Source organism: Sulfitobacter sp. L-8 (assembly GCF_056859255.1).
In genome coordinates this window covers 428,427-442,191 of record NZ_JBSXOD010000053.1, presented here as the reverse complement: position 1 = coordinate 442,191, position 13,765 = coordinate 428,427, and the positions used below count along the sequence as shown (strand labels likewise).

General features: G+C 58.9%; 10 protein-coding genes and 1 riboswitch. Of the genes, 3 read left to right on the top strand and 7 right to left on the bottom strand.

What is annotated here, in order from left to right; all coding sequences use genetic code 11:
- Nucleotides 1–51 precede the first annotated feature (51 nt).
- The 3 genes from gcvP to gcvT form a co-directional block, all read right to left on the bottom strand.
- Nucleotides 52–2,895, bottom strand: coding sequence for an aminomethyl-transferring glycine dehydrogenase (gcvP, locus tag AC13DE_RS15435; protein WP_483048337.1), 2,844 nt, complete (start codon nucleotides 2,893–2,895; stop codon nucleotides 52–54).
- Between the two features lie 66 nt (nucleotides 2,896–2,961).
- Nucleotides 2,962–3,321 (bottom strand): glycine cleavage system protein GcvH, encoded by a 360-nt coding sequence (gcvH, locus tag AC13DE_RS15430; RefSeq protein WP_446296812.1) that lies wholly within the window; start codon nucleotides 3,319–3,321, stop codon nucleotides 2,962–2,964.
- Between the two features lie 19 nt (nucleotides 3,322–3,340).
- A complete protein-coding gene (gene gcvT / locus AC13DE_RS15425; RefSeq protein WP_483048336.1) occupies nucleotides 3,341–4,465 on the bottom strand; it encodes a glycine cleavage system aminomethyltransferase GcvT in 1,125 nt (374 codons plus the stop codon).
- 155 nt (nucleotides 4,466–4,620) lie between these two features.
- Nucleotides 4,621–4,707: riboswitch (glycine riboswitch) on the bottom strand.
- Nucleotides 4,708–4,854: 147 nt separating this feature from the next.
- Between gcvT and AC13DE_RS15420 the strand changes: the two genes are divergently transcribed.
- A complete protein-coding gene (locus tag AC13DE_RS15420) occupies nucleotides 4,855–5,409 on the top strand; it encodes a gamma-glutamylcyclotransferase family protein (protein WP_483048335.1) in 555 nt (184 codons plus the stop codon).
- A gap of 109 nt (nucleotides 5,410–5,518) precedes the next feature.
- Here AC13DE_RS15420 and gltX read toward each other — a convergent pair whose 3' ends face one another.
- Both gltX and AC13DE_RS15410 read right to left on the bottom strand, forming a co-directional pair.
- Nucleotides 5,519–6,844 (bottom strand): glutamate--tRNA ligase, encoded by a 1,326-nt coding sequence (gltX, locus tag AC13DE_RS15415; RefSeq protein WP_446296814.1) that lies wholly within the window; start codon nucleotides 6,842–6,844, stop codon nucleotides 5,519–5,521.
- A 77-nt stretch (nucleotides 6,845–6,921) separates the two neighbouring features.
- The gene (locus AC13DE_RS15410) at nucleotides 6,922–8,580 is read right to left on the bottom strand and encodes an NAD+ synthase (protein ID WP_483048334.1); all 1,659 of its coding nucleotides are present in this window, start codon (nucleotides 8,578–8,580) and stop codon (nucleotides 6,922–6,924) included.
- 175 nt (nucleotides 8,581–8,755) lie between these two features.
- Between AC13DE_RS15410 and AC13DE_RS15405 the strand changes: the two genes are divergently transcribed.
- Together AC13DE_RS15405 and AC13DE_RS15400 are read left to right on the top strand one after the other, a co-directional pair.
- Nucleotides 8,756–10,216, top strand: a complete 1,461-nt coding sequence (locus AC13DE_RS15405) for an MORN repeat-containing protein (RefSeq protein ID WP_446296816.1) — start codon at nucleotides 8,756–8,758, stop codon at nucleotides 10,214–10,216.
- Nucleotides 10,217–10,557: 341 nt separating this feature from the next.
- Nucleotides 10,558–12,126, top strand: coding sequence for a 2-isopropylmalate synthase (locus AC13DE_RS15400; protein ID WP_483048333.1), 1,569 nt, complete (start codon nucleotides 10,558–10,560; stop codon nucleotides 12,124–12,126).
- Nucleotides 12,127–12,179: 53 nt separating this feature from the next.
- Here the strand turns inward: AC13DE_RS15400 and AC13DE_RS15395 are convergent, their stop codons facing one another.
- Together AC13DE_RS15395 and AC13DE_RS15390 are read right to left on the bottom strand one after the other, a co-directional pair.
- Nucleotides 12,180–13,022 (bottom strand): FkbM family methyltransferase, encoded by an 843-nt coding sequence (locus AC13DE_RS15395; RefSeq protein WP_446296818.1) that lies wholly within the window; start codon nucleotides 13,020–13,022, stop codon nucleotides 12,180–12,182.
- Between the two features lie 126 nt (nucleotides 13,023–13,148).
- Nucleotides 13,149–13,730, bottom strand: a complete 582-nt coding sequence (locus AC13DE_RS15390; protein WP_446296819.1) for a VOC family protein — start codon at nucleotides 13,728–13,730, stop codon at nucleotides 13,149–13,151.
- Between the last annotated feature and the right edge of the window lie 35 nt (nucleotides 13,731–13,765).

Genomic DNA, 13,765 nt, shown 5'->3' with positions numbered 1-13,765 from the left:
CGGGCGCAAAGGATCCCTCCGCGCCCAATCGCCAGTCACTTGAAACAAAAGCTACTCTGCCGCTTCGGCATAGTCTTCCATCGGTGGGCAGGTGCAGATCAGATTGCGGTCGCCATGCACGTTGTCGACACGGTTGACCGGAGGCCAGTATTTGTCGACGCGGAACGCACCGGGGGGGAAGCAGCCCTGCTCGCGCGTGTAGGGGCGATCCCACTCGCCAACCAGATCCTCGACCGTGTGTGGCGCGTTCTTGAGCGCGTTGTTCTCGCGCGGCATATCGCCGTTTTCAATCGCGCGAATTTCCTCGCGGATTGCCAGCATCGCATCGCAAAAGCGGTCCAGCTCGGCCTTGGTTTCCGACTCGGTCGGCTCGACCATCAGCGTGCCCGCGACAGGGAAGCTCATCGTCGGCGCATGGAAGCCCGCGTCGATCAGACGTTTCGCGATGTCATCGACCGTCACGCCTGCGCTATCCTCGAACGGGCGCACGTCAAAGATGCATTCATGGGCGACACGTCCCGTCGGCCCCTTGTACAGCACCTCGAACGCCCCTTCGAGCCGCTTGGCAATGTAGTTGGCGTTCAGGATCGCCACCCGCGTCGCCTGCGTCAGCCCGTCACCGCCCATCATCAGACAATAGGACCACGAGATCGGCAGCAACGATGGCGACCCGTAGGGTGCCGCCGATACGGCACCCTCACCGCCGTTGGGGTGACCGGGCACATGCGGGATGAGGTGTGATTTCACCCCAATCGGGCCCATGCCGGGGCCACCGCCCCCATGGGGAATGCAGAAGGTTTTGTGCAGGTTCAGGTGGCTGACATCACCGCCCACATCGCCCGGACGCGCCAGTCCGACCATCGCGTTCATATTGGCCCCGTCGATATAGACCTGCCCACCGTGGTCATGGGTGATCTTGGTCACCTCGGTCACGGTTTCCTCGAACACGCCGTGGGTGGATGGATAGGTGATCATGCAACCCGCAAGGTTCTCGCTGTGCTTCTCCGCCTTGGCGCGGAAGTCATCCAGATCGATATCACCATTGGCCGCCGTCTTGATCACAACAACCTTCCAGCCGACCATATTGGCGCTGGCGGGGTTGGTACCATGGGCCGACATGGGGATCAGGCAGATGTTGCGATGCTCCTGCCCGTTGGCACGGTGATAGGACGCAATCGCCAGCAGACCTGCATATTCCCCTTGCGCGCCCGAATTCGGCTGCATCGAGATCGCATCATACCCCGTGATGTCACAGAGCTTGGCCGACAGGTCGTCAATCATGTGCTTATAGCCAAGTGCTTGATCGTCAGGTACAAACGGGTGGATCATCGAAAATTCCCGCCAGCTGACCGGCATCATTTCCGCAGCCGAATTCAGCTTCATCGTGCACGACCCCAGCGGAATCATCGCACGGTCCAGTGCCAGATCACGGTCGGCCAGACGACGCATATAGCGCATCATCTCGGTCTCGGCGCGGTTCATATGGAAGATCGGGTGGGTGAGATAGGTAGAGCTGCGCAGCATCTCGTTCGGCACACGGTATTCGGGTGTGAAATCGTCATCAGCCTGCCGCAGGCCAAATGCCCGCCAAACCGCTTCGATGGTTTCCGGTCGCGTCCGCTCGTCAAGGCTGATGCCCACCCGGGTTTCGCCGACACGGCGCAGGTTGATCCCCTCATCCACCGCCGATTTCATCACAGCCGCCTGCAAGGGGCCAACGTCGACAGTGACCGTGTCGAAATAGACTTTCGGATCGACCTTGAACCCGGCACTCTCCAACCCCTTGGCCAAACGCACGGTCTTGCGGTGAATACGCTGGGCAATCGCCTTAAGGCCTTCGGGCCCGTGGAACACCGCATACATCGACGCCATCACCGCCAGCAAAGCCTGCGCCGTACAGACGTTCGAGGTCGCCTTCTCGCGCCGGATATGCTGCTCGCGGGTCTGCAGGGACAGACGGTAGGCGCGGTTGCCGTGCGCATCAATCGACACGCCGACAATCCGCCCCGGCATCGCACGCTTATATGCATCCTTACAGGCCATATATGCCGCGTGCGGGCCACCGCAACCCTCGGGCACACCGAACCGCTGGGTTGAGCCGATGGCGATATCGGCTCCCATGGCTCCGGGTTCTTTCAGCAGGGTCAGCGCCATCGGGTCGGCTGAAACGATACCGAGGGCCCCGGCGTCATGCAGGCCCTCGATATGCGACGTAAAATCTCGCACATGTCCATAGGTGCCCGGATACTGGAACAGTGCCCCGAAAACCGCAGTGGCATCCATCTTGTCAGGATCACCAATGATCACCTCGATCCCAAGCGGGGCAGCGCGCGTCTGAATAACCGCGATATTCTGTGGATGGCAATCACGGTCGACGAAAAAGGCCTTCTTCTTCGACTTCGCGCTGCGCATCGCCATGGTCATGGCTTCGGCACAGGCGGTAGCCTCGTCCAGCAGCGACGCGTTGGCGACGTCGAGCCCGGTCAGATCACTGATCATTGTCTGGAAATTCAACAACGCCTCAAGACGCCCCTGACTGATCTCGGGCTGATAGGGCGTATAGGCCGTGTACCATGCGGGGTTCTCGAAAATATTGCGCTGGATCGCGGGCGGCGTCACCGTCCCGTGATACCCCTGGCCAATCAACGAGGTCAGGACCTTGTTCTTACCGGCAACAACACGCATATGCTCCAGCACTTCGCGTTCCGACATGGGCTTGCCGAAATCCAGAGGCTCTTTCTGCCGGATCTGCGCAGGCATCGTATCGTCTATCAGCGCGGCGAGGCTTTGCGCACCAACAGTTTTCAACATATCCGACATTTCCGCCCGAGATGGCCCAATGTGCCTGCGGTTGGCGAAATCATACGGCAAATATTCGGTCGGTTTGAAAACCATGGCGCAAGGCCCCTCTTCCAAATGGTATATAAATCCCCGCCGGAGGCTCCGACGGGGCTGCATGCGTTACCCGATAAACTTCTGGTAGGCCGCTTCATCCATGAATTCATCCATCTGGCTAGGATCGGACGCCTTCATCTTGAAGAACCATGCATCGCCCTGTGGATCATCATTCACCATCCCCGGGTTATCCGACAAGGCCGCGTTCACCTCGATGATCTCGCCATCGATCGGTGCCAGAATATCAGACGCGGCCTTGACGGATTCGATCACGACGACCTCGTCGTCCTTGCTGACGGTCGTGCCTTCGTCGGGCAGTTCGACAAACACCACGTCGCCGAGCTGTTCGGCGGCGTGAATGGTGATGCCAACGACGATCTCGTCGCCTTCAACCCGCAGCCATTCGTGCTCTTCGGTAAACTTCATTCTTTCATCCTTCGCTAGATTATCTTTTAAAATTCGCCGCAACAAAGGGCAGCTTGGCAACGGTCACCGGCAAACGCTTGCCACGCACTTCGCCCCACAGCATCGTATCAATACCCGCCTGCGCCTCCTTGACATAGCCCATTGCGACAGGCCCGCCTACCGTCGGCCCGAAACTGCCCGAGGTGACCTCGCCCACCTGCGTGCCCCCTGTCGCCGCGTCAAACAGCGGTGTGCCGTCGCGCATCGGCGCACGGCCTTCGGGGGCCAGACCGACACGCTTGCGGCCGACACCATCGTCAAACGCCGCTTGAACGGCATCGGCACCGGGGTAGCCGCCCGCGCGTTCACCACCGGCGCGGCGCGCTTTCTGGATTGCCCAGGTCAGGCTGGCCTCTACCGGATTGGTGCCCGCGTCGATGTCATTGCCATAAAGACACAAGCCCGCCTCAAGCCGCAGCGAATCCCGTGCGCCCAGACCGATGGGTTCCACACCCTCGATCTCCAGCAACCGGCGGACCAGCGCTTCGGCGTGGGCCTCCGGCACCGAAATCTCGAACCCATCCTCGCCGGTATAGCCCGACCGCGACGCCCAGACCTCTACCCCGTCCAGCGTCAACGTGCCGAAATCCATGAATCGCATTCCGTCCGCAGCGGCATCAAGCGACGCCACAGCCGCCCCCGCCGCAGGGCCCTGCACAGCCACCAGCGCGCGGTCGGTGATCGAAGTCACGGTGATCTCGGGCTCCAACGCCGCCTTCATGCGTGCGATATCGGCGTCCTTGCAGGCGGCATTCACCACGACGAACAGGTCATCGCCACGGCGCGCGAACATCAGGTCATCCTCGATCCCGCCGGCGTCATTGGTGAAGAACCCATAGCGCTGCCGCCCGTCTTCCAGCCCCAGCACATTCATCGGCACCAATGTCTCGAACGCCAGCGCCACGACATCCCAGGACGGGCCGGTCACCATCACCTGCCCCATGTGGCTGACATCAAAGACGCCCGCCGCGGCGCGGGTGTGCAGGTGCTCTTTCATCACGCCCATCGGATACTGCACAGGCATGGAATAGCCCGCAAAGGGCACCATCTTGCCCCCCAATTCCAGATGAAGATCGTATAGCGGTGTCTGTTGCAAATCGCTCATGGTCGCGTGGCTCTCTCTCACTCCCAGAAGGCCATAGACCAAACTGGCACCTAGCAGACCACAGGATGCGGTCCATCAAATGCCCCCTCTGTCCTTTCGCCTGAGATCGTTATCCCTTCGGCGGGTGCATGACGCACCACTCTCCAGAGTGTTTAGTTGCCGTCACGGTCCTTGCGCCTGAGAGTTTCCGGGGCGGTTGCTCCTTCGGCACCGGCTTGCGCCGGTTCTCCCGTGATGGTGGCCAATTGCTATGCCGGATTACCGCGCATCGTCAAGTGAAGTCGACATTGTCCCTGCAAACTATTGCACCCGACGGACAGGTGACACAGCGATCGTGGATCCGCATACCAAATGTGGACATCTGGCTCTCGCTGCGCCAGAACGCTCCCATGACACCCTATTTCTTCGGCTATGGCAGCCTCGTAAACCGAAATACCCACGCCTACCCCGACGGGAGGCCGGCGCAACTGCAAGGTTGGCGGCGCCACTGGGTGCGCACTGAACGGCTGGGCCAGGTTTTTCTAAGTGTCAGACCCCACGCGACAACCACCATCGACGGATTGATCGCGGCGGTACCGGGCGCGGACTGGCAGGCATTGGATGCCCGTGAAACCGGCTACAACCGGATCGGATCGGGTACTGCTGTTGTGCACGACATCATCCCCGCGCCCGAAATGGCGCATTATTCGATCCCCCCGGAAAGCCACCGCAAGCAGGGCGACGACACCATTCTGCTCAGCTACGTCGATGTTGTGGTGCAGGGGTTTCTGCGCGAATACGGGCTCGACGGTGTCGGCCGGTTCTTCGACACGACCGAAGGCTGGGAAACACCGATCCTCAACGACCGCGCTTCACCGCGATACCCGCGTCATCAGATACTCACGCCGCAGGAAACAGCCCTTGTCGATCAGCATCTCGATCGGGTCAAGGCACACATAGTATAACGCGGCCCCCGGTCAGTATGAACGCGCGCCATCCTTTTGGCCGGTTTCATTTTGCCGAATAAACTCTCGCCGAAGGCTCCCGCAATATCAGCCGGGGCCGACAGACGCGTTATTGACGCGCCTTGACGACTTGCAACAACGGCATCACCGCAGCCATCTCGGGCCCGCGGGCCTGCCCGGTCAAAGCCAGGCGAAGCGGCATGAACAGACCCTTGCCCTTGCGTCCCGTCGCTTCTTTGACGGCAGTGGTCCATGTGGACCATGTCGTTTCATCGAACTCTCCGTCGGGCAGAAGCGCCATGGCCTGGGCGACAAATTCGGCGTCTTCATCCGCGATCATCGGCTCTGCCCCTTCGCTGAACATCTGCCACCAGCCTTTCAAATCCAGCATTGTGGTGATGTTCTCGCGGGTGACCTGCCAGAACAACGCAGCCTTGTCGTCGGGCACACCAAGCGCCGCAATGTCTTCGGCCACATCTTCCAGGGTCAGCGTTTGCAGATAACGGCCGGTCATCGGGAACAGATCCTCAACGTCGAATTTGGTCGGGGCAGAACCGAACCGTTCGATGTCGAACCCGTCGATCAACTGCGCCATATCGGTACGCAGTTCGACCGGGTCAGAGGAACCGAGCCGCGCCATGATCGACAACAGCGCAAAAGGATGCACACCGCGTTCGCGCAGATCGCGCAACGCCAGCACGCCCAGACGTTTCGACAGCGCTTCACCTTGCGGGCCGGTCAACAGCGAGTGGTGCGCAAAGGTCGGAACGGTGCCGCCAAGCGCTTGCATGATCTGGATTTGCGTCGCCGTGTTGGTCACATGGTCGGACCCGCGCACAACATTGGTCACGCCCATTTCCGTGTCATCGACCACAGACGCCAGAGTATACAGAATCTGCCCGTCGCCGCGGATCAACACAGGGTCGGACACCGACGCCGCATCGATCGAGATATCGCCCAGGATCCCGTCTTTCCATTCAATCCGTTCCTGTTCCAGCTTGAAACGCCACACACCGGGGCCGCGTTCGTCGCGCAGCTTGGCTTTTTCGGCGTCCGACAGGTTCAGCGCGGCGCGGTCATAGACCGGCGGCTTGCCCATATTCAGCTGTTTCTTGCGCTTGAGGTCCAGCTCGGTCGGGGTTTCCCAGGCTTCATAGAATCGCCCGATCTTGCGCAGCTCGTCCGCGGCGGCGTGGTATTTGTCCAATCGTTCGGACTGGCGCTCAACGCGGTCCCAATGCAGGCCGAGCCATGTCAGGTCTTCTTTCAGACCGTCGACGTATTCTTCCTTGCTGCGCACCGGATCGGTGTCGTCGATCCGCAGGATGAACTCTCCGCCGTTCTTGCGGGCGATCAGATAGTTCATCAGCGCCGTGCGCAGGTTGCCTACGTGGATATAGCCGGTCGGGGACGGGGCGAAGCGGGTGATGGTCATTGGGTTCTCCTGATTGGGCGCTGGCTTGTCACAGCGCGGCCCCGATGTCTAGTAAATGTCCAGCAAACGCAGGGCGATCAACTTGGATCGCGCCAGCGGTTTACAATAGGATAGCGACGATCCAGCCAGAACGCGCCCTTGGTCAGACGCGGGCCAGGCGCGGATTGGGCGCGCTTGTATTCGCTGATATAAATCAGGTGTTCGACCTTTTTGGCGACGTCACGATCAAAGCCCGCAGCCACACAATCCGCGATCGATCCGTTTTGATCCACAAGTATCTCTAGCATCGCGTCGAGATCGGGATAGTCCGGCAGGCTATCACTGTCTTGCTGGTCGTCGCGCAGCTCGGCTGTCGGAGGCTTGTCGATGATACGCGGTGTAATGACTTCGCCCGCCGGACCCATCATCCAGTCACGGTGGTTGTCATTGCGCCAACGACAGGTCTCGAACACGCGTGTCTTATAGAGGTCCTTAATCGGGTTATATCCGCCCGACATGTCACCATAAATTGTGGCATAACCGACCGCGACTTCGGACTTATTGCCAGTAGTCAGCAGCATCTCACCGAACTTGTTGCTCATCGCCATGAGCAGCAGACCGCGCAATCGTGACTGGATGTTCTCTTCGGTCAGGTCAGGCTTGGTACCCTCAAACAGCGGCGCGAGCGTTTCGGTAATCGCCGCGCGCCCTTTGGAAATCGGAACATAGTCGTATTGACACCCCAGTGCCTTGGCGACGGTCTCGGCATCGTCCAACGACGCTTGGGACGTATATTCTGATGGCAGCATCACACAGCGCACGTTATCCGCACCAAGTGCATCCACCGCGATTGTTGCCACGATCGCCGAATCGACCCCTCCCGATAGGCCCAAGAGCACCTTCTTGAACCCGGTTTTCCCCATGTAGTCGCGAAGGCCATGCACCATCACGCGGTAGTCTTGCTCGTATTCCGGCGGCAAATGCGCCTTTTCGCCCTCGATTATGCGCCATCCCTCGGCTGTTTGTTCAAGGTCGACATGCGCGACCTGGGCATCAAACGCCGGCATCTGGAACGCAAGCTTGCCACCGGGGTTCAGCGCAAAGCTGGCACCGTCGAATACCTGGTCGTCCTGCCCACCGACCATATTGAGATAGATCAACGGCAGTTCCGTTTCGACCACGCGGGCAACCATATGGTTCAACCGGGTCTCGAATTTGCCGCGGTAATACGGAGATCCGTTCGGTACCAACAAAAATTCAGCCCCTGTTTCGGCCAGGGTTTCGGCCACATCCGGGTGCCACGCATCTTCGCAAATCGGGCTGCCGATGCGCAAGCCGTTGACCGAATACGGCCCTGCAAGCTCACCGCTTTCAAAAAGACGCACTTCGTCAAATACGGTTTCGTTGGGAAGATTGTGCTTGAACACGTGGTGAACAATCTTGCCGTCCTTCAAAACCAGATACGCATTGAAAAGCTTGGCACCCTCGACCCACAAGGTCCCAATCGCCAGGGCGGGGCCGTCGGCACAATCAGCAGCCAGCGCTTGGATATGGTTCATGACGTCCAGCTGAAACGCAGGTTTCATCACCAGGTCCTGGGCATTGTAGCCAGTGATAAACATCTCGGGCAGTGCTACGAGGTCCGCACCGGCCTGCTTGCCTTGCGCCCATGCGTCCCGGGCAAGTTTGGCGTTGCCTGACAGATCCCCCACGGTTGGGTTCATCTGGCCTAGCGTAATGCGAAAACGCGATGTCATATGGCGATCCTTCGATGATGTTCGCCAGTGATGTAGCAGATCATACGCCAAGTGAAAGACCAAGCCCCGCCGACGTGTGTAAAAGTCGATTGCCCCGCAGATGACCATTGCTTAGGCTATCGTCAACATCTGTGCCCTTGTCCTGATGGGCGCACTCCTGTTCGAAAGCTGTATCATGACCAAAACATCACTGCGTTACTTGATCCTGTGCCTCGCCATCCTTCCGCTCTCTGCACGCGCGCAAGACGGCGATGTCCTTAGCAAGCAATACGATGATGGCGGCGTATACGAAGGCACGTTCAAGGAAGGCGTCCAGCACGGGACGGGGACCTACACGTTACCGAATGGATACAAATACAGCGGCGAATGGTTCGAGGGAGAAATAAAGGGCGAAGGTGTCGCTCACTTCCCCAACGGATCGGTCTATGAGGGCAATTTTTCAAAGGGTAAACCGGACGGGCTGGGCAAGATCACTTTTGCCGACGGCGGTACCTACGAAGGCGAATGGCAAGCCGGTGCGATCATGGGGCAAGGTATCGCGCTTTATGCGAACGGCGTCCGTTACGAGGGCAGTTTTCGCAATGCCAAGCATCACGGGAAAGGCGTCATGCAGTCCCCGGGAGGCTATGAATACAAGGGCGATTGGGTGGATGGCGTGAAACAGGGCGTCGGTACGATCACCTATCCGGACGGTGCCGTATACGATGGCGACATTGTCGACGGCACGCGCAGCGGCACAGGCACTTTGACGATGCCGGACGGGCTGACCTATGTGGGGATGTGGAAAGACGGGCAGATCGACGGTACCGGTACATTGACCCAACCCAATGGGGACACCTACGAAGGCGATCTCGTTGCGGGACAGCGCCATGGTAGCGGCAAGGTGACATACGCCAACGGCGACACCTATGAGGGCGCGTTCAAGGACGACCGCCGCGACGGTCAGGGCACGTTTACAGGCACGGACGGATATATTTATTCCGGGTCATGGGTGGCAGGGCAGATCGAAGGCGAGGGTCAGGTCACCTATCCCGACGGGTCTGTGTACAAAGGTACTTTTCGCAATGACCTTGCCAATGGCATGGGCAAGATCACCTATCCTGACGGTTCTACCTATGACGGGCAGTGGGTTGACGGAATCATCGAAGGCGACGGTCGTGCGACCTATCCCAACGGGGTTGTCTATGAGGGCAGCTTCAAAAATGCCCGGAACGATGGCGAGGGCGTGATGACCTATGCCGACGGGTATCAGTACAAGGGGACATGGAAAGACGGGCAGCGCGACGGTACCGGTACCGCGACCTATCCAGATGGCACTGTGTATAGCGGCGACTTCAAGGACGGGCTGCGTGACGGTACCGGCAAGATCACCATGGCCGACGGCTTTGTCTATGAAGGTCAGTGGAGCAAGGGTGAGATTGAAGGCAAAGGCATTGCGACCTATTCCAACAGCGATGTCTATGAAGGCATGTTCCAATCCGGCAAACGCCACGGCACCGGCACGATGCGCTATGGCTCTGGCGAAGCGGTCACGGGCGAATGGGTGAACGGTGCTTTGCAGCAGCAAGCCGACGCCGTACAGCCACCGCAGCCCAGCGAGCAGGCCAGCGAGCCGCCCTCGGCGGTTTCGGAATAAAAAACCGCTGCAAGCACCCGGCGGGCCTGTGATTCCGCCCTATGCGCCCAGTTTGCGTGGGTGTATCCGTGCCAGCGGGCAACGGTTGGCATTGCCAACATGACGGTCGTATGACGCCCGAAGTTTCACGCGCAAAAAAGCCTTCCCATTTGTATTTGGCGAGGTATAACTTGGCACCATGACACACGCCGATCATATTTCGACCCTGCCGCGCGGCTGCGCGTCGTCCTTGCGTGCCAACCTACTGCTCCTAATCCGCCTCTGAGCGTGCCATCCGGTGCGCCCGCTCAGAGGGATGTATCGCGCACCACGGATTTGCAGCAGAACGAAAGAACTAAAAAATGACAGATACGACAAAACAAGACCGCGTCTTGATCTTTGACACGACGTTGCGCGATGGCGAACAGTCTCCGGGTGCGACCATGACCCATGCGGAAAAGATCGAAATCGCCGGACTGCTGGACGAAATGGGTGTAGATATTATCGAAGCCGGCTTCCCCATTGCTTCGGAAGGTGACTTTGCCGCAGTGAGCGAAATTGCTCGGTTGTCGAAAAATTCGGTAATCTGCGGTTTGGCGCGTGCGCAAACCGGCGATATTGACCGGTGTTGGGACGCGGTGAAACATGCACCCCAGCCCCGCATACATACGTTTATCGGCACCTCGCCGCTGCACCGCGCCATTCCGAACCTGACGATGGACGAAATGGCCGAGCGTATCCACGAAACGGTGACCCATGCGCGCAACCTGTGCGACAACGTGCAATGGTCGCCGATGGACGCCACCCGGACCGAGCTTGACTATCTTTACCGCGTTGTCGAAATCGCGATCAAGGCAGGGGCGACCACGATCAACATCCCCGATACCGTCGGCTATACCGCACCCCGCGAAAGCGCCGATCTGATCCGCAAGCTGCTTGAAAACGTGCCCGGCGCGGATGAAATCGTCTTTGCCACGCATTGCCACAACGACCTGGGCATGGCGACGGCCAACAGCCTTGCCGCCGTCGAAGCGGGTGCGCGCCAAATCGAATGTACGATCAACGGCTTGGGCGAACGCGCCGGCAATACCGCGCTGGAAGAGGTCGTGATGGCGCTGAAAGTGCGCAATGACATCATGCCGTTCCAGACCAAGGTCGACAGCACCAAGCTGATGAATATCTCGCGCCGCGTCGCGGCTGTTTCGGGCTTTGCGGTGCAGTTCAACAAAGCAATCGTCGGCAAGAACGCCTTTGCCCATGAAAGTGGTATCCATCAGGACGGGATGCTGAAGAATGCGGAAACGTTCGAGATCATGCGCCCCGAAGATGTAGGCCTGACCGAAACCAATATCGTGATGGGCAAGCATTCGGGGCGGGCCGCATTGCGGTCCAAGCTTGAAAACCTCGGCTATGAATTGGGCGACAACCAGCTCAAGGATGTCTTTGTCCGGTTCAAGGAACTGGCTGATCGCAAAAAGGAAATCTATGATGATGACCTTGTTGCTTTGATGCGTATGGCGACCGACCCGGAAAGCGACCGTATCGTCCTGAAATCAATGACCGTGGTCTGCGGCACCGAAGGGCCGCAAAGGGCGGATATGTCCCTGACCATTGATGGCGCGGAAGAATCCACTGCGCAAACCGGTGACGGCCCCGTCGACGCGTCGTTCAATTGCATCAAGGCGCTGGTCGACCACACTGCGCGGTTGCAGCTTTATCAGGTGCACGCGGTAACCGAAGGCACGGATGCGCAAGCCACCGTGTCGGTGCGGCTGGAAGAAGACGGGCGTATCGTAACCGGGCAATCGGCGGACACTGACACTGTAGTCGCTTCGGTTCGGGCGTATATCCACGCGTTGAACCGCCTGTTGGTGCGCCGTGAAAAAGGCGGCACCGACAAGCGCGAGATCAGCTATAAGGACGTCGGTTAACGCCTAGGTCCGGATGATCGGCATAGGGCGGGTGCAGCAACTTGCGCATCGCCCTATGCCAAGATCGCGGCGACCATGTCAGCCTCCAGGGCGGGGTCTACCTGCCCCGCCTTTATCAAGTGTAAGAGGCAGTAAAACCCTAGGTTCGACTGACCCAATCCGCACGCCAAAGCCCCTAACCGGCCAATTTCCTCGGGGGTCAGTTTGTCGAACGCCGTTAGGTTGCGCACAAACAATCCGTCCCCATCGCCCACTTGATGCTTCATCCGACGATTGAAACCGGGACGGCGCGTGCCTCGCAGCATGAACCGTGTCAGTACCAACAGGTTGTGAAACTCAAAGTCGCGGACGCTTAGCCAATCCAGCAGCTTGCCCAGACCTGGTTCGCCATCATAAAGCTGGAGAAAGCGCATTTCTATCTGCACCGCCAGTGCAGCTTTCATCTTGGTGTCGCCGTTGTTCAAGATCATCAGCTCCGCCCCTTGGGTGTCGATCTTGAGAAAATCGATCCTGTCGATTTCCTTGATGTCATCCAGACGTACGGTAGGTATCTCGACCGTACGCACCAGCTCGTGGCCGCTAAAATTGAGAGTGTCGATATTTGCCTGCCGCAGCGGAAAGAACGACGACAGCCCGTCTTGCCGGTAGATGTGCAGCTTGTGCGACTTGCCATCACCGACAGCGGCGTTCACGTAAGTCGCGTTGGGGTGATCAAGATCCAGCAGCTTTTCGTAGGCTTCCAGTTGCGGTTCAAACCCGTACAAGGAACACATATCATTATCTATCAGCGCTTGATAAGGCGCATCGCCGCCTATGGGGTTCGCTCCGATGTCAACGACTTTGACCCTTCCAAACGGGCTGAATGCCTTTCGCGCGACGTCCATGATCTGTGTCATTTTGTATCTTTCTTGGATTGTACCGCCCATGCGCACCGCTGTATTCGCGCGGTAGCGGACCACGCCGAACAGCGACTGCGGCGCTTTGGCGGTGCCGGATTCACCATCGGCGGTTTGCAACCTGTATCAATATGGGTCGCGCGGGGTTCTGTCGGTCGAGAGCGATTGTTGCGACCGTTCCACGATCATGATCGTCGCATCCGCTAAATGCTGTCGTTCAATGTGATGATCGCCCCGCGCAACGCGCAGCTTGTGCGCCTCGATCATCACCTCGGCATGGGATGATCCGCGCGGAGGGATGAAGGCGTAGCAAGCCAGCTCTATCAGAAAGCCCAACGGGTCTTTGAAATAGATAGAGTGCATGAAACCGCGATCCTTGACGCCCGAATTGCCAATGCCGCGATCTTTCAGGCGTTCGAGAACCTGATCGAACATTGCGCGGTCCACTTCAAAGGCCAGATGGTGTACGCAACCGGCGTCGGTGGGGGTACGGTTATGCACCGGCTTGCGATTCTCGTTGGTAAAGACTGTGATCAACCGCCCGTCGCCGGGGTCGAAGTAAAGATGCCCTTCGTCGGGATCGTCCAGGTTAGGCTGGTCAAATATAAACGGCATCCCCAACAAACCTTCCCAGAAGTCGATGCTGGTCTGTCTATCCGCCCCCATAAGCGTGATATGATGAACGCCGATAACCTGAATTTTCCGCATTTGTCTCGTCCCGCTTCCACTTTTGCTGGGGAAAG